The following is a 15,019-nucleotide window of genomic DNA, read 5'->3' as shown; positions in this document are numbered from 1 at the left end:
ATGAGCATCGCGCATCGCATCGTCCTGCCCTCGGCTGTGCTCGCTCTGGCAGTGTTCGCTCTGCCAGCCACCGCACAGCAGGCCACGTACACCGTCAAGCTGTTGACGCCGGAGGTGGCGCTCACCGCAGCGCAGGCGGCGATGGCCCAGTGTCGCAAGGCCGGGCACCAGGTTGCCGTGGCCGTGGTCGACCGTTCCGGCGTTTTGCAGGTTCTCCTGCGTGACCGCTTTGCCGGTGCGCACACGGTGGACGCAGCGACGCAGAAGGCCTGGACGGCGGCAAGTTTCCGGATACCGACGGCCAACCTGGCGACTGAGACGCAGGCGGGCAAGCCCATGAGCGGCATCCGCATGCTGCCCCACGTGATGGCCATCGGTGGCGGCCAGGTTATCGAGGCCGGCGGCAGCACGTTTGCCGGCATCGGCGTTTCCGGTGCGCCGGGCGGCGATGCGGACGACGCCTGCGCCGTGGCCGGCCTGAAGGCAATCGCCGACGCCATCGAGTTCTGAATCCTCGGCCCCGTCGCAGCCACCTTTGCCCTGCTGCACGACCCCGACCTGTTGCTCGCCCACCCCAAGGAGACCTCGATGAACTTCCGCCAACTGTTCGCCTGTGCAGCACTGATGCTTGCCACCGGCTTGACCTGGGCGCAGGACAAGGTCGTCTACCACGTCAGCGATACCGAATCGCAGGCGCTCGGCGCCTTGCGCAACGTGCGCAACCACCTGGACACCGACCCGACCGCCAGGATCATCGTGGTCACTCACGCCCAGGGTGTGGACTTCCTGATGGAAGGCGCCAAGGACAAGAACGGCAGCCCCTACGCCGGCCCGGTATCGGCGCTGAAGAGCCGCGGTGTCACCTTCGAGGTTTGCGAGATCACGCTGAAGACGCGCGGACTGAAGAAGGACCAGTTCCTGCAGGAGGCCGACTTCACCCCGTCGGGCGTGGTGCGACTGGCCAAGTTGCAGGGGCAGGGCTACGCATACATCCGACCGTGAATCCGGGGCTGCAGCGGCCACGCGAGCGCTTCGGCGTGACCGGCATCAAGGCGCACGGACGGTTCAGCGCCTATGGTGGCGATGATGGCCATTCCCCTGCTTGAATCATTCGTCGAGCCCACCGTCACGCGCCTGGGGGAGAGCACGTCGCTGGCGCTGACCGGTCTGCTCGTGGGCGTGGCCTTCGGCTTCCTGGCGCAGCGCTCGCGCTTCTGCCTGCGTTCGGCCGTGCTCGAGTTCGCGCGCAACCTCACCGGCGGCAAGCTCACGGTCTGGTTGTTCGCGTTTGCCACCGCGGTGCTTGCGACGCAGGCGCTGGCGTGGGCAGGCTGGTTCGACGCACGCGATGCGCGCCAGATCGCGGCAGGCGGCAGTCTCTCGGGTGCAGCGATCGGTGGCGCCCTGTTCGGCATCGGCATGATCCTGGCCCGCGGCTGCTCCAGCCGGCTGCTCGTGCTGGCGGCCCAGGGCAACCTGCGGTCGCTCATGTCGGGGCTGGTATTCGCAGTGGCGGCGCAGGCCGCATGGACCGGCATCCTGGCCCCCGTGCGCGAGATCATCTCGGCGTGGTGGACGGTTGACGGGGGCACCGCCCGCGACCTGATCGCGCGCATCGGCATCGGCCACGGCGGAGCCTTGCTGTTCGGTGCCGTCTGGCTCGCCGCTGCCATCGTGTGGGCACGCCGTCAGCGGGTCGAGACCTGGGCCTGGGCCGGCGCGGTGGGTGTCGGGCTGACCATCGCCGCGGCCTGGTGGATGACCTACGCCATCTCGAAGGTGTCGTTCGACCTGCACCCCGTGCAGTCGCTCAGCTTCACGGGGCCCTCGGCCGACGTGCTGTCGCGTGTGCTCTTTGCGAGTGACAAACCCGCTACCTTCGACCTCGGCCTGGTGCCGGGTGTCTTCCTCGGTGCTTTCCTGGCCGCCGCGCTGTTTGGTGAACTCAAGCTCGAAGGCTTCCAGGGCGGCGCCAGCATGCGCCGCTACATCGCCGGCGCGATGTGCATGGGCTTCGGCGGCATGCTCGCAGGCGGCTGCGCGGTCGGCGCCGGGCTGTCTGGAACAGCGGTGTTCACCATCACGGCCTACGTCACCTTGACGGCAATGTGGGTCGCGGCGGCCGTCACCGACCGGGTGCTCGATCAGCACCCGACCGGCGTGCTCGACCAGCCTATGCCGGGTGGTGTCCGCCCGGCCTGAAGCGCACGCCACCGCCGACCCTGCATACGCACACCCATTCGAAGGATCACTCATGCAATCAAAAGAGCATTGGGACCGCGTGTACGCCACCAAGCCGGCGGAGTCGGTGAGCTGGTTTCAGGTGCATGCCGAGCAGTCCCTGCGCCTGATACACGGCACCGATGTACCTCGATCGGGTTCGATCATCGACGTGGGTGGTGGTGCGTCGACCTTGGTGGACGACCTGTTGACCGACGGCTATTCGGACGTCACGGTGCTTGACCTGTCTGCATCGGCATTGAGCGCCGCGAAGCAACGCCTCGGCTCGCTGGCCGCTCGAGTTGAATGGATCGAAGCCAGCATCACCGAGGCCGATTTGCCAGTTCATGCCTATGACGTGTGGCACGACCGCGCCGTCTTCCACTTTCTCACGGACGCTGCCGCCCGTCAGGCCTACGTTGCCGCCGTGCTGCGCTCGGTCAAGCCCGGTGGACACGTCATCGTCGCCACGTTCGACGAAGATGGACCAACGCAATGCAGCGGTCTGCCGGTGATGCGCTACAGCGCCGACGAGTTGCATGCCGAGTTCGGTGCGCCGTTCACCTTGCTGGCGCACGAAAAGGAAGAGCACCACACGCCGTTCGGCACCGTGCAGAAGTTCGTCTACTGCTATTGCCGGAAGTCATCGTCATGACAGTCCACACTGAACGCAGCGACGGGATGATGCTGTGACTTCGCTTCGGGTGTTTCTGGCGGTCCTGGTCCTGTGCTCGCTCGGCGTCGCGCGTGGGGCAGAGCCTGTGTTGCGCGCCGAGCAGGTCGCAGATCGGGTCTGGTTCGCGCAGGGTGTGGCGGCGCTGGGCTCGCCGGCCAATCACAACTTCATCTCCAACGCCGGCTTCGTCGTCACCGACGATGGCGTGGTCGTGGTCGATGCCCTGGGCTCGCCCGCGCTCGCAGAGGAACTGTTGGTTGAAATCCGGCGCGTGACTTCACAGCCGGTCCGCTATGTCATCGTGACCCACTACCACGCGGACCACATCTATGGCTTGCAAGCCTTCAAGGCGGCAGGCGCCACGATCCTGGCGCACGGTGCCGGGCGCGAATACCTGAACTCGGACACCGCACAGAAGCGCCTGGAGGCCAGCCGCCTCGAACTCGGCCCTTGGGTCGATGACAAGACGCGCCTCGTGCCCGCAGATCGCTGGCTGGACCAGGACGAGACGCGCCTGCGGGTCGGCTCGTACGACATCCTGATCCGCCATGTCGGCCCGGCGCACACGCCTGAGGACGTGGTGGTGTTCGTGCCGAAGCTGGGCGTCCTGTTCTCGGGAGACCTGTTCTTCCGCGGGCGCATTCCGTTTGTCGGTCAGGCCGACAGCCGCTTGTGGATTGCCTCGCTCGAACGCCTGATCGACTACAAGCCGCGCGTCGTGGTTCCCGGGCATGGACCGGCGTCAACGGACCCGATGGCCGACCTGGTGATGACGCGTGACTACCTCGTGTACCTGCGCCAGACGATGGGCGGGGCCGCTCGCAATCTCGAGCCGTTCGAGGACGCCTACGCCAAGGCGGACTGGTCGCGCTACGAAAGGATGCCGCTGTTCCGTGCCGCCAATCGCATCAACGCCTACAACACCTACCTGCTGATGGAACAGCAGGACGGCAAGTGACGATCGTGCCCGTGCATTCATCGCTACCTGCGAATAAAATGCAGGATGAATGGGCCGACCTCATGGAGCCGCGTCATGGATGAACTGAGCAGTCAAGACCGCGTGTTCGAATCCGCTGCCGAGCTTTTCGCCGTGCTGGCGACACCGGTGCGCCTGAAGATCATCAGCGCCGTGTGCCAGCAGGAGAAGAACGTTTCGGAGCTGCTGGCACTGATCGACACCACGCAGCCGAACATGTCGCAGCACCTCGCGACGCTCTATCGCAGCGGTGTGCTGGCCAAGCGGCGCGAGGGCACGCAGATCTACTACCGGCTGCAGAGCGAGCGTGTCGCCCTGCTGTGCCGCGCCGTGTGCACCCAGGTGGCGATCGAGCTCGACAGTGGGGCCGAAGTGGATTCTTCGGATCGACTGGTGCCGCTGGCCCATCGCTGAGCGGCTGCTTTCGGGCCTGGCGTCTCTCGGATCGGCGAGCGTTCAAGTCGCGTCGAATCCACGACCGCGTGATCAAGTCGCGCCGAAGCGCGTTTCCGTCTTCCGGAGTCCCTCGTCATGCTCGTCTTCCGCCAACTGTTCGACCCGCCGTCTTCGACCTACACCTATCTGCTGGGCGATTCCGATGCCGGCGATGCGGTGATCATCGATCCCGTGTTCGAGAACGTGCATCGCGACACGGCCCTGCTCCGTGAACTCGGCCTGCGGCTGGTGGCGACCCTGGACACCCATGTCCACGCCGACCACGTCACCGGCGCGTGGCTGCTCAAGCAGCGCTGCGGCAGCCAGATCCTGCTGTCCGAGGCCTCGGCGGCTGCCAACGCGGACCGGCTGCTCAAGCATGGCGACCGCATTCCGTTCGGCACCCGCCACCTCGAAGTGAGGGCCACGCCGGGCCACACCAGCGGCTGCCTGACCTACGTGCTGGACGATCACGGCATGGCCTTCACGGGCGACAGCCTGCTGATCCGCGGCTGTGGGCGCACCGATTTCCAGCAGGGCAGCCCGGGCTTGCTCTACCGATCGGTGCAGGACCAGATCCTCTCGCTGCCCCCCGAATGCCTGCTGTACCCCGCGCACGACTACCGAGGCCTCACGGTCACCAGCGTGGCGGAGGAAAAGCGCTTCAACCCGCGCCTGGGCGGCGCTGTCGACGCCGCGGACTTCGCGGGCTACATGAACAACCTGGGCCTGCCGCACCCGAAGCTGATGGACATCGCGGTGCCTGCCAACCTGCGCTGTGGCCGGCCCGACGGCAGCGCGACGGTGCCGCAGGAGCCGGCCTGGGCCCCGCTGACTTGCACCTTCAGCGGCGTCTGGGAGATCCAGCCGACGACGCTGGAAGAGCGCATCGCCGGCAGCCACGCCGACGACATCCAGGTCATCGACGTGCGCGAGCCGCAGGAATTCACCGATGCGCTCGGGCACATCCGCGGCGCTCGCCTGCTGCCCCTGTCCCAGCTGGCCGGGCGCGCGAACGAGATCGAACGCGGTCGTCCGGTCGTGACCGTCTGCCGCTCCGGCGCACGGTCCGCGCAGGCCACCGTGCTGCTGCAGAAGTCCGGGTTCAAGGAAGTGGCCAACCTGGCGGGCGGCATGCTGCGCTGGCGGGCCGAGTCGTTGCCGGTCGAGGACGGCGGCAACTGACGAACCGCCGGCCATGACGGCGGGCTTTCGACCCGAATGGGTAGTGTCCTACACCGCCGCATCGCGTTCGCCGACAGTGCAGGACGCTCGACCCCCCGATACTTTGCTCCTGCCGCAAGAGAAACAGCATGAGGCCGTTGCGCATCGTCTTCCCGTTCGGTCGCGATCGCATCCCGTATCAAGGTTACGGACACTGACCAATGGACCGCTCGGCGTTGCCGCCAGGTACCCGGCTCGGCGAAATGGAGATCCTCCGTGTCGTGGCGATCGGTGGTTTTGGCATCGTGTACCTGGCCCGCGATCACTCTCTCGACCGCGATGTGGCGGTCAAGGAATTCATGCCGTCGCAGCTGGTCGGCCGCAGCCAGGGCCAGCGCGTGACGGTGCGTTCGACCTCGAAAGCCGAAACATTTGCGCTGGGCCTGCAGTCCTTCGTCAACGAAGCGAAGCTGCTTGCCAAGTTCTCGCACCCGGCGATGGTCAAGGTCTACCGCTTCTGGGAGGCGAACGGCACCGCCTACATGGCCATGCCGTACCTGCGCGGACCGACATTGACGGACGTGCGGTGCTCGATGTCCGAGCCGCCGACGGAGGTCTGGCTGCGCTCGGTCATCGATCCTTTGCTCGATGCCTTGGCGATGCTGCATTCCGAAGGCTTCTATCACCGCGACATCGCGCCCGACAACGTGCTCGTGTCCGGTGCAGGAATGCCGGTGCTGCTCGACTTCGGCGCTTCACGTCGTCTGACAGGCGACCGAACCCAGTCGCCCACCGCCGTGCTGAAGCCGCACTACGCGCCGATCGAGCAGTACGCAGAGTCCACGCAATTGCGTCAGGGGCCGTGGACCGACCTGTACGCACTGGCGGCGCTGGTCACGTACCTGCTGGACGGAAAGCCGCCCCCGGCCTCGACGGCGCGGTCCATCCACGACGAGAGGGAGGTGCTCGCCGAGCGCCGCATTCCCGGCGTGTCACGCACTTTCTTGTCGGCCATCGATTGGGCGCTCGAAGTCAGACCGCAGGACCGCCCGCAGAACGTGGCGGAACTGCGCGACGCACTGAATGGCCGGCCGGTCGTGCCGTCGCCGGGTCGGCTGCGCCAGCCGGCGGAGCCGGGCGAGGCGGGCGCGGCGCTGGCCGCCAGGAGCGCCGTGCCTTTCCCGGCGACGATACGGTGGAGTCGGCCCGCAACGCCCGGCAGGCGCTTTGCCCTGCGGCTGCCGGTGGCGACCGCCGGCGTGCTGGTCGCTGCGGCGATGGCCTGGCCTCTTGCACTGCATGCGCCGGCCGGTACGGCACCGGAGCACCTGGAGCTTGCCGAGAAACCGGCTTCCGCACGACCCTTCGAGGCACCGGGTGCCGTCGCTTCAGGGGATGCCGTCGACAGCCTGTTCACCCCCGCATCGCGCGCGGGAGCGGCGTCGGCTGACATGGGCGCGGCAGAAGCTTTTGCCAAGCCGCCAGCGCAGTGGCCACCGATCCAGCAGTCACTGGCAAGCGGCTCCAAGCTGCGCGAGCCCGGTGTGAAAGCGCAAATGTCCTCGGCCCGGAAGGCCGCTCAGGGGCACAAGCTTGCCGGGGCCCGCACCGTGCCGGCCGGGCCGCACGAACTGTGCGCCGGCCGCAACTTCTTCCTGCGGCCTTTCTGCATCCACAGCCGATGCGAAGAGCCACGCTTCAGGGCGCGCCCGGAATGCGTGCAGGTTCGACAGGCACAGGCCGTTCGCCGCGACTGAGCTGCGGGCCGGGCCTGGTGGCTGTGGGGCAGGCGATCCGCTGCTTGCTGAACCGGGGCTTCTTCACCGAGTCTCCTAGCGCCTCTGCGGCGCTGCCGGAAAGCGGACGGTGCCGCTATCTCTTGATCGAGAGCTTGTAGACCTTTTCCGTGCCGAGCTTGTCCGATTTCGTTGCGTAGTAGGTCTCGCCTGCCCGCACGATATAGCGACACCATTCTTCCGTGTCGACCGTCTTCCATTCGATCAGGACGCAGTAGCGGCCGTCGTCGGAGATGTTCCATTTGCCGTGTGCGGTCGAGGCGTTTCCTCCCCGGTCCTTGTTGTCGGACGAGATGACGAAGCTGCCGCCCGCGTCGTTCTTCCAGGAGTGCGTGTTGCCTTTCGCCGTGAGGCGGCCCATGTTGGCGCCCGGCAGCAGCTGGCTGAGTTCGTCCTTGGTCAGGGTGACCCTGCCGCTGGCGTCGAGGTCACGCACGAACGCGGCCTCTTGTCCGAGCGCGAGTGTGCAGACAAGGGTGGAAAGCCAGAGTGCGTGGCGGACAGGTTCGTGCATGGCGGCTCCTGGGTGTGGATGTGCAGGTGGACTGGATGGGAACGCTGCCGACCGTAGCCGTGCGGTTTGCCAAACGCAAGCCCCGGGGGAGTGGCAGGACTGACACGAAGCCCCACGACGGCTCGCCGGATCCCTACACTGCGGCTTTGCCCGCCAAGCCGGTGGAGACCCTGCCGCTTCGCGCGCAGCTTGCGCTCGGGCGTGTCGGACCGGGCGGTGTTCACGGGCGTCACGGTGCTCGGCCCGCGGCTGTTCTAGAAAGACCCTGAAGCGCTCGGCCATGACGAGCATTTCGCGGGGGGCTTGATACGCTACCGGCTTGCGCCGCTGTCATGCCGTGAATCCGTTCGCCGGCCGTGCGGCGGCACCGATGGGTCCTCCTCGCTATCGAAGGAGTCTGGTCATGCAAACCAAGCTGCACCGAGTTCTTTGTGCCGCTGCACTGGCGCTGGCCATCGGCCCGGCCATCGGCGACGACAACGCCCCTCGCGCCAAGGCGACCGACAGCCTGGCCACCGCCAGAACGCTGGTCGCCGACAAGAAATGGGCCGCTGCGATCGACGAGTTGAAGCGCCTGAACGAGACGGGCCGCGCCGACTGGAACAACCTGATGGGCTACAGCCTGCGCAAAGGCAACACGCCGGACCTGGACGCCGCCGAGAAGTTCTACGACGAAGCGCTGCGCATCGAACCGAAGCACCGCGGGGCGCTCGAATACTCGGGCGAGCTCTACCTGATGAAGGGCGATCTGGCGAAAGCCGAACAACGCCTCGCCGCACTGGACAAGGCCTGCTTCCTGCCTTGCGGGGAATACACCGACCTGAAAAAGGCCGTGCAGCAATTCAAGGCGAACGGCAACCGGTAGCGCACCGCGCCGCAGCGTCGCGGCCGAGCTCCTGCGCCATGAGCGAGCCGCAAGCGTTCGGCGCCTAGCGCCTTTGGGCGGCTCATTTGTGTTGCGACGTGCTCAATCCGTTGTGACCATCTGCTTCCTCGATTGGCCGAATGGGCAGGCTGTTGTATAACTTGTTCCAACCCGGAGAACAGGACACTGCGGCTCATGTTCTTTGTGGCAGATGGCCCGGGCATCCCTCGGTGCCGGTTCTGCCGGAGTCAAGTGCGTCGTGATCTGCGACGCAGGCGATGTGCCCCACGCGAGGTCTGCGCCGGGCTGGCCCCACCCCGCGGGGGCGCACCCGGATGCATGGGTGCTCGCCGACCGTACTTTGTCTCCTGTTCCGACGCAACGCGGTGCCGATGCCGCTTCAACCTTTCGAGACCGATGCAAACCTCGCTGAAAGACCTGCTCGCCCTGGGCGCCGATGGTGCTCCCGCGATCGCCGCCCCCGGTCGCGTGCCGCTGTCCTACCGTGAACTGCGTGCGCTGGTCGGTGCGACGCTGGCGAGCCTGAACGCGCTCGGGGTGGGGCGCAACGACCGCGTCGCGATCGTGCTGAACAACGGCCCCGAGATGGCCACCTGCTACATGGCCTGCGCGTCGGGCACGACGAGCGCGCCGCTGAACCCGGGCTACCGGGCCGACGAGTTCGAGTTCTACCTGTCGGACCTCAACGCGAAGCTGCTGATCGTCGAGCAGGGCAGCAGTTCGCCGGCGATCGCGGTGGCGCACAAGCTCGGCGTGCGGGTCGCGGACCTCGTGGTCGAGGCAGGTGCCCCGGCGGGCAGCTTCACGCTGGTCGCGCGCGATGGCGGCGGTGCGCAGGCCGCGGCTCGGGGCGGTTACGCCGAGTCCGGTGATGTCGGCATGGTGCTGCACACTTCGGGCACCACCTCGCGGCCGAAGATCGTGCCGCTGTCGGTCGGCAACCTGTGTGCCTCGGCTGCCAACATCCGCAACACGCTGCAGTTCACGCCGCAGGACATCGGCCTGAACATCATGCCGCTGTTCCACATCCACGGGCTGATCGCCGGCGTGCTGGCGCCGCTGTCGGCAGGCTCGCAGGTGTTCTGCACGCCGGGCTTCAACGCGCTGAAGTTCTTCGCCTGGATGGACGAGGCCAAGCCCAGCTGGTACACCGCCGTGCCGACGATGCACCAGGCGATCGTGCAGCGTGCCAAGGGCAATGCCGACGTGATCGCGCGCAACCCGCTGCGCTTCCTGCGCTCGTCGTCGTCGTCGATGCCGCCGCAGGTGATCAAGGAGCTCGAGGAGATCTTCAAGGCGCCGCTGATCGAGGCCTACGGCATGACCGAGGCCACGCACCAGATGGCATCGAACCCGCTGCCGCCGCTGGCGCGCAAGCCCGGCGCCGTGGGCCTGCCGGCCGGCCCGGAGGTCGCGATCATGGGCGAGGACGGCAGCCTGCTCGATGCGGGGCAGATCGGCGAGATCGTGATCCGCGGCCCGAATGTCACCGCCGGCTACGAGAACAACCCGAAGGCCAATGCCGAGGGCTTCCTGAACGGCTGGTTCCGCACCGGCGACCAGGGCAGCAAGGACGCCGACGGCTACCTCAGCCTGACCGGCCGGCTGAAGGAGATCATCAACCGCGGTGGCGAGAAGGTCAGTCCGCGCGAGGTCGACGAGATCCTGATGGATCACCCGGCGGTGGCCCAGGTGGTGTGCTTCGGCATGCCGCACCCCAAGCTGGGCGAGGAAGTCGCCGCCGTGGTGGTGCTGAAGGAAGGCGCCAGCGCGACCGAGCGCGAGATCCAGGATTTCGTCGCCAAGCGCGCGGCCGACTACAAGGTGCCGAAGAAGATCCTGTTCATGGACGAGATCCCGAAGGGCGCGACCGGCAAGCTGCAGCGCATCGGCCTGGCACAGAAGCTGGGCCTGGGCTGAGCCGTAGCGGCAAGCCTCACCACAAGGTCGCGCGACCGCGACCCGACAATGATCCGGAACCGGCGAGCCGCCGGCCAACCACCAGAAGCTACTGAGGAGACACCGTGGCAGCGCATCAATTCAAGGCCAAGCTCAACTTCGCCATCATGGCGCTGACCGCCACGATGGGCACGCTGCTCGCGCAGCCCGCGGCCGCGTGGGAGCCGAGCAAGCCTGTCGAGTTCGTCGTGCCTGCGGGCACCGGCGGCGGCGCCGACCAGATGGCGCGCTTCATCCAGGGCGTGGTGGCGAAGAACAACCTGATGAAGCAGCCGATCATCGTCGTCAACAAGTCCGGCGGCGCCGGGGCCGAGGGTTTCCTCGACGTCAAGGGCGACAAGGGCAACGCGAACAAGATCGTCATCACGCTGTCCAACCTGTTCACCACGCCGCTGGCCACCGGCGTGCCGTTCAACTGGCGCGACCTGACGCCGGTGCAGATGCTGGCGCTCGATCAGTTCGTGCTGTGGGTCAACGAGGAGTCGCCGCAGAAGACCGCCAAGGCCTACTTCGAGGCCGTCAAGGCACAACCGCCCAACACCTTCAAGATGGGCGGCACCGGCTCCAAGCAGGAAGACCAGATCATCACCGTGCTGCTCGAGAAGGCGGCGGGCAAGAAGATCACCTATATCCCCTTCAAGGGCGGTGGTGATGTGGCGGTGCAACTGGTGGGCAAGCACATCGATTCGACCGTGAACAACCCGATCGAGGCCGAATCGCACTGGCGTGCCGGCAAGCTGCGCGCCCTGTGCGTGATGGACAAGCAGCCGATGCCCTACAAGGCCAAGCTGACGGCGACGCAGTCCTGGGCCGACATCCCGACCTGCACCTCGGCCGGCATTCCGGTCGACTACGTGATGCTGCGCGGCATCTTCATGCCGCCGGGCGTGACGCCGGAGCAGGTGGCGTTCTACCTGGATCTGTTCAAGAAAGTCCGTGCGCTGCCCGAGTGGAAGGAGTTCATGGACAAGGGGGCGTTCAACCAGACTGCGCTCTCCGGTCCCGAGTTCGTCGAATGGCTCGGCAAGAACGAGCAGATGCACCGTGTGCTGATGAAGGAAGCCGGCTTCATCGCGAATTGACGCCCCCCCGTTGCGGCTGCGCCGCTCCCCCGAGGGGCGCCGCTGGCGGACCGGTGGAGCCGGATCCGCGGCGGCGGCTCGGCGAACTCCTGTGATGTCCATCCTCGCGTTCGGCGCGAGAAAGGTGAATTCGATGAGTGATTCCGACGCCTCCGGCGAGACCGTGGGCACGCGCTGGCCCGAACTGATCGTCGCATTGCTGCTGATGGCGCTGGCCGTGCTGGTCATCGCCGACAGCCTGCGGGTGGGCATCGGCTGGGCCGACGACGGCCCGCGCTCCGGCTACTTTCCCTTCTACATCGGCCTGTTGCTGCTGGTGTCGAGCGGCACCGTCCTGGTCGGCCAGTTGCTGCGCTGGCGGCGCGCCGACCCGGAGTTCGCCGAACGCTCGCAGCTGGTGCTGGTGATCTCGGTGTTCGTGCCGATGCTGGTCTACGTCGGCTTGATCGCACTGCTCGGCATCTACGGTGCCTCGGCGCTGCTGATCGGCTACTTCATGCGGCGCCATGGCCGCTACGGCTGGGTCGCGACCGTGGCCGTCTCGGTCGGCGTGCCGCTGGTGTTCTTCCTCGTGTTCGAGCGCTGGTTCCTCGTGCCCCTGCCCAAGGGGCCGGTCGAACACCTGCTCGGCTTCTGAGCCGCATCGCGCACCCACCCCCACGAGAAGATCATGGAAGAAATCGGCAACCTGATGCATGGCTTCGGCGTGGCGCTCACGCTGCAGAACATGGGCTTCATGCTGATCGGCATCACGCTCGGCGTGCTGATCGGGGTGCTGCCCGGCCTGGGTGGCGCCAACGGCATCGCGATCCTGCTGCCGCTCACCTTCAGCATGAACCCCACCTCGGCGATCATCATGCTGAGCTGCATCTACTGGGGGGCGCTGTTCGGCGGCGCGATCACGTCGATCCTGTTCAACATTCCGGGTGAGCCCTGGTCGGTGGCCACCACCTTCGACGGCTATCCGATGGCCCAGCAGGGTCGCGCCGCACAGGCGCTCACCGCGGCGTTCACGTCCTCCTTCGTCGGGGCGCTGTTCGCGGTCGCGCTGATCACCTTCCTCGCGCCGCTGCTCGCGAAGTTCGCGCTGAAGTTCGGTCCGGCGGAATTCTTCGCGGTGCAGTTGCTGACCTTCTGCAGCTTCGTCGGCATGAGCAAGGAGCCGCCGGCCAAGGTGATCGCTTCGATGATGCTCGGCTTCGCACTCGCCGCCGTCGGCCTGGACAGCGTGACCGGCCAGCTGCGCATGACCTTCGGCGTCACCGACCTGCTCAAGGGCTTCGACTTCCTGATCGCGGTGATCGGGCTGTTCGGCATCGGCGAGATCCTGCTGACGATGGAGGAGGGGCTCGCCTTCAAGGGCAAGACCGCCAGGATCAACCCGAAGGTCGTGCTGCAGACCTGGGCCGGGCTGCCGCGCTACTGGGCCACCTTCTTGCGATCGACCGCGGTCGGCTGCTGGATGGGCATCACGCCGGGCGGTGCGACGCCGGCTTCGTTCATGAGCTACGGCATCGCGCGGCGCGCCTCGAAGGATCCGCAGAGCTTCGGCAAGGGGCAGATCGAGGGCGTGATCGCGCCCGAGACCGCTGCCCACGCCGCGGGCACCTCGGCGCTGCTGCCGATGCTCACGCTCGGCATCCCCGGCTCGCCGACCGCGGCGGTGCTGCTGGGCGGCCTGCTGATCTGGGGCCTGCAGCCGGGCCCGATGCTCTTCATCGAGCAGAAGGACTTCGTCTGGGGGCTGATCGCGTCGATGTACCTCGGCAACATCGTCGGCCTGGTGGTGGTGCTGACCACGGTGCCGTTCTGGGCTTCGATCCTGCGCATCCCGTTCTCGGTGATCGCACCCGTGATCATCGTGATCTGCGCGATCGGCGCCTACACGGTGCACAGCTCGATGTTCGACGTGTGGCTGATGCTGGTGTTCGGCGTGGTCGGCTACCTGTTCAAGAAGCTCAGGTACCCGCTGGCGCCGATGGTGCTCGCGCTGGTGCTGGGCGACATGGCGGAGGCCAGTTTCCGGCAGGCGATGCTGCTGTCGCAGGGCAGCCTGGGCATCTTCTGGTCCAACCCGCTGGTCGGCAGCATTGCCGGGCTGGCGATCGCGATGCTGCTGTGGCCGCTGTGGGGTTTCGCGAAGGAGCATTTCAAGACCCGTGAAACCACCGGAGGTGCACGATGAAGATCGCGGTCGTGGGCGCCGGTGCGATCGGTGGCTACCTGGGGGCCAGGCTCGCGATCGCCGGCGAAGAAGTCACTTTCATCGCGCGCAACAAGAACCTCGCCGCGATCAATGCGAACGGCTTCCGCCTGATCCTCGAGGACGGCAGCGAGCAGCATGCCCCCACCGCCAAGGCGGTGCAGCAGATGGCCGAGGCGGGCCCGCAGGACGCGGTGCTGTTGACCGTCAAGGCACACCAGGTGCGCGACCTACTGCCCGAGTTGCGCGCGCTGTTCGGCCCCGAGACCCTGGTCGTGACCATGATCAACGGCGTGCCGTGGTGGTACTTCCACAAGCTGGCCGGCCCCTTCGAGGGCCGCACGCTGCAGAGCGTCGACCCCGACGGCCTGCTGGCCCGGCACATCGAACCCGAGCGCGTGATCGGCAGCGTGGTCTACCCGGCCGCCGAGCTGGTGGCGCCGGGCGTCGTGAAGGTCATCGAGGGCAACCGCTTCACGCTCGGCGAACCCGACGGCTCGCGCAGCCCGCGCATCGAGGCGCTCTCCAAGGCGATGATCCGCGCGGGTTTCAAGAGCCCCGTGGCCAAGGACATCCGCGGCGAGATCTGGGTCAAGCTGTGGGGCAACCTGAGCTTCAATCCGATCAGCGCGCTGACGCATGCGACGCTCGAAGACATCTGCCGCTTTCCGCTGTCGCGCGAACTCGCGGCCCGCATGATGCGTGAGGCGCAGGCGGTCGGCGAGAAGCTCGGCGTCGAGTTCAAGATCTCGCTCGACCAGCGCATCGCCGGTGCCGAAGCGGTCGGGGCGCACAAGACCTCGATGCTGCAGGACGTCGAGCATGGCCGCGCGCTAGAGCTCGAGGCGCTGGTCGGCAGCGTGGTCGAATTGGGTCGCATCACCGAAACGCCCACGCCGACGATCGATGCGATCTACGCTGCCACCCGCCTGCTCGGCAAGACGCTGGGCGATGCGCACGGTCGGCTGCAGGTGCAGCCGCTGGCCTGACACCAGCTCGCATTCGAACCTATCAAGTCAGTCGGCGTCGTTCGGCTCGTTGCAGCCGTTCGTGTGCGTGGGGTGCTGGGGTTCGAAGCGTCCGCCGGCCGGCCGCCTGCAGGTACCGC

Annotated in this window: 15 protein-coding genes; 14 read left to right on the top strand and 1 reads right to left on the bottom strand. The window is 67.0% G+C overall.

From position 1 onward, the window contains the following. The 8 genes from ACQY9S_RS08745 (at position 1) to ACQY9S_RS08710 (ending at position 7,228) form a co-directional block, all read left to right on the top strand. The gene (locus ACQY9S_RS08745; protein ID WP_428424881.1) at positions 1-510 is read left to right on the top strand and encodes a GlcG/HbpS family heme-binding protein; all 510 of its coding nucleotides are present in this window, start codon (positions 1-3) and stop codon (positions 508-510) included. A gap of 78 nt (positions 511-588) precedes the next feature. Continuing rightward, positions 589-1,002 carry a DsrE family protein gene (locus tag ACQY9S_RS08740; protein WP_428424879.1) on the top strand — a complete coding sequence of 138 codons (414 nt, stop codon included), beginning with the start codon at positions 589-591 and terminating at the stop codon, positions 1,000-1,002. Between the two features lie 84 nt (positions 1,003-1,086). Continuing rightward, positions 1,087-2,202: a YeeE/YedE family protein gene (locus ACQY9S_RS08735; protein ID WP_428424877.1), complete on the top strand. Its 1,116-nt coding sequence runs from the start codon at positions 1,087-1,089 to the stop codon at positions 2,200-2,202. A 52-nt stretch (positions 2,203-2,254) separates the two neighbouring features. Beyond that, entirely contained in the window at positions 2,255-2,875 is a 621-nt protein-coding gene (locus ACQY9S_RS08730; RefSeq protein WP_428424875.1) for a class I SAM-dependent methyltransferase, read from the top strand. 49 nt (positions 2,876-2,924) lie between these two features. Beyond that, on the top strand, positions 2,925-3,854 hold the full coding sequence (locus tag ACQY9S_RS08725) for an MBL fold metallo-hydrolase (protein WP_428425658.1): 930 nt from the start codon (positions 2,925-2,927) through the stop codon (positions 3,852-3,854). Positions 3,855-3,929: 75 nt separating this feature from the next. Further along, the gene (locus ACQY9S_RS08720) at positions 3,930-4,286 is read left to right on the top strand and encodes an ArsR/SmtB family transcription factor (RefSeq protein WP_428424873.1); all 357 of its coding nucleotides are present in this window, start codon (positions 3,930-3,932) and stop codon (positions 4,284-4,286) included. A 117-nt stretch (positions 4,287-4,403) separates the two neighbouring features. Further along, on the top strand, positions 4,404-5,492 hold the full coding sequence (locus ACQY9S_RS08715) for a rhodanese-like domain-containing protein (protein ID WP_428424871.1): 1,089 nt from the start codon (positions 4,404-4,406) through the stop codon (positions 5,490-5,492). 200 nt (positions 5,493-5,692) lie between these two features. Beyond that, complete coding sequence (locus ACQY9S_RS08710) at positions 5,693-7,228, top strand: serine/threonine protein kinase (protein WP_428424869.1); 1,536 nt, start codon at positions 5,693-5,695, stop codon at positions 7,226-7,228. Positions 7,229-7,343: 115 nt separating this feature from the next. Here the strand turns inward: ACQY9S_RS08710 and ACQY9S_RS08705 are convergent, their stop codons facing one another. Then, entirely contained in the window at positions 7,344-7,781 is a 438-nt protein-coding gene (locus ACQY9S_RS08705) for a DUF995 domain-containing protein (protein WP_428424867.1), read from the bottom strand. Positions 7,782-8,184: 403 nt separating this feature from the next. On the opposite strand from ACQY9S_RS08705, the gene ACQY9S_RS08700 reads away from it, so the two are divergent. From ACQY9S_RS08700 to ACQY9S_RS08675, 6 genes are all read left to right on the top strand, one after another. Next, positions 8,185-8,646, top strand: a complete 462-nt coding sequence (locus ACQY9S_RS08700; RefSeq protein ID WP_428424865.1) for a tetratricopeptide repeat protein — start codon at positions 8,185-8,187, stop codon at positions 8,644-8,646. Between the two features lie 417 nt (positions 8,647-9,063). After that, positions 9,064-10,587, top strand: coding sequence for an acyl--CoA ligase (locus tag ACQY9S_RS08695; RefSeq protein WP_428424863.1), 1,524 nt, complete (start codon positions 9,064-9,066; stop codon positions 10,585-10,587). Between the two features lie 146 nt (positions 10,588-10,733). Continuing rightward, entirely contained in the window at positions 10,734-11,708 is a 975-nt protein-coding gene (locus tag ACQY9S_RS08690; RefSeq protein WP_428425656.1) for a Bug family tripartite tricarboxylate transporter substrate binding protein, read from the top strand. Positions 11,709-11,841: 133 nt separating this feature from the next. Next, positions 11,842-12,345: a tripartite tricarboxylate transporter TctB family protein gene (locus ACQY9S_RS08685; RefSeq protein WP_428424861.1), complete on the top strand. Its 504-nt coding sequence runs from the start codon at positions 11,842-11,844 to the stop codon at positions 12,343-12,345. A gap of 33 nt (positions 12,346-12,378) precedes the next feature. Next, positions 12,379-13,893, top strand: a complete 1,515-nt coding sequence (locus ACQY9S_RS08680; protein ID WP_428424859.1) for a tripartite tricarboxylate transporter permease — start codon at positions 12,379-12,381, stop codon at positions 13,891-13,893. Beyond that, positions 13,890-14,900, top strand: a complete 1,011-nt coding sequence (locus tag ACQY9S_RS08675) for a 2-dehydropantoate 2-reductase (protein WP_428424857.1) — start codon at positions 13,890-13,892, stop codon at positions 14,898-14,900. The genes ACQY9S_RS08680 and ACQY9S_RS08675 overlap by 4 nt, the downstream gene beginning before the upstream one ends. Positions 14,901-15,019 lie beyond the last annotated feature (119 nt).

The sequence above is a fragment of the Methylibium sp. genome (assembly GCF_965279545.1).
Classification (GTDB): Bacteria; Pseudomonadota; Gammaproteobacteria; order Burkholderiales; family Burkholderiaceae_C; genus Methylibium.
This window is presented reverse-complemented; position numbering and strand designations above follow the sequence as displayed.

Bases quoted from the DNA above. Each gene is read 5' to 3' on its own strand.
- ACQY9S_RS08705 (WP_428424867.1), bottom strand. From the start codon at position 7,781: ATGCACGAACCTGTCCGCCACGCACTCTGGCTTTCCACCCTTGTCTGC.
- ACQY9S_RS08680 (WP_428424859.1), top strand. From the start codon at position 12,379: ATGGAAGAAATCGGCAACCTGATGCATGGCTTCGGCGTGGCGCTCACG.
- ACQY9S_RS08690 (WP_428425656.1), top strand. From the start codon at position 10,734: ATGGCGCTGACCGCCACGATGGGCACGCTGCTCGCGCAGCCCGCGGCC.
- ACQY9S_RS08695 (WP_428424863.1), top strand. From the start codon at position 9,064: ATGCAAACCTCGCTGAAAGACCTGCTCGCCCTGGGCGCCGATGGTGCT.
- ACQY9S_RS08685 (WP_428424861.1), top strand. From the start codon at position 11,842: ATGAGTGATTCCGACGCCTCCGGCGAGACCGTGGGCACGCGCTGGCCC.
- ACQY9S_RS08715 (WP_428424871.1), top strand. From the start codon at position 4,404: ATGCTCGTCTTCCGCCAACTGTTCGACCCGCCGTCTTCGACCTACACC.
- ACQY9S_RS08730 (WP_428424875.1), top strand. From the start codon at position 2,255: ATGCAATCAAAAGAGCATTGGGACCGCGTGTACGCCACCAAGCCGGCG.
- ACQY9S_RS08735 (WP_428424877.1), top strand. From the start codon at position 1,087: ATGGCCATTCCCCTGCTTGAATCATTCGTCGAGCCCACCGTCACGCGC.
- ACQY9S_RS08675 (WP_428424857.1), top strand. From the start codon at position 13,890: ATGAAGATCGCGGTCGTGGGCGCCGGTGCGATCGGTGGCTACCTGGGG.
- ACQY9S_RS08740 (WP_428424879.1), top strand. From the start codon at position 589: ATGAACTTCCGCCAACTGTTCGCCTGTGCAGCACTGATGCTTGCCACC.
- ACQY9S_RS08700 (WP_428424865.1), top strand. From the start codon at position 8,185: ATGCAAACCAAGCTGCACCGAGTTCTTTGTGCCGCTGCACTGGCGCTG.
- ACQY9S_RS08745 (WP_428424881.1), top strand. From the start codon at position 1: ATGAGCATCGCGCATCGCATCGTCCTGCCCTCGGCTGTGCTCGCTCTG.
- ACQY9S_RS08710 (WP_428424869.1), top strand. From the start codon at position 5,693: ATGGACCGCTCGGCGTTGCCGCCAGGTACCCGGCTCGGCGAAATGGAG.
- ACQY9S_RS08720 (WP_428424873.1), top strand. From the start codon at position 3,930: ATGGATGAACTGAGCAGTCAAGACCGCGTGTTCGAATCCGCTGCCGAG.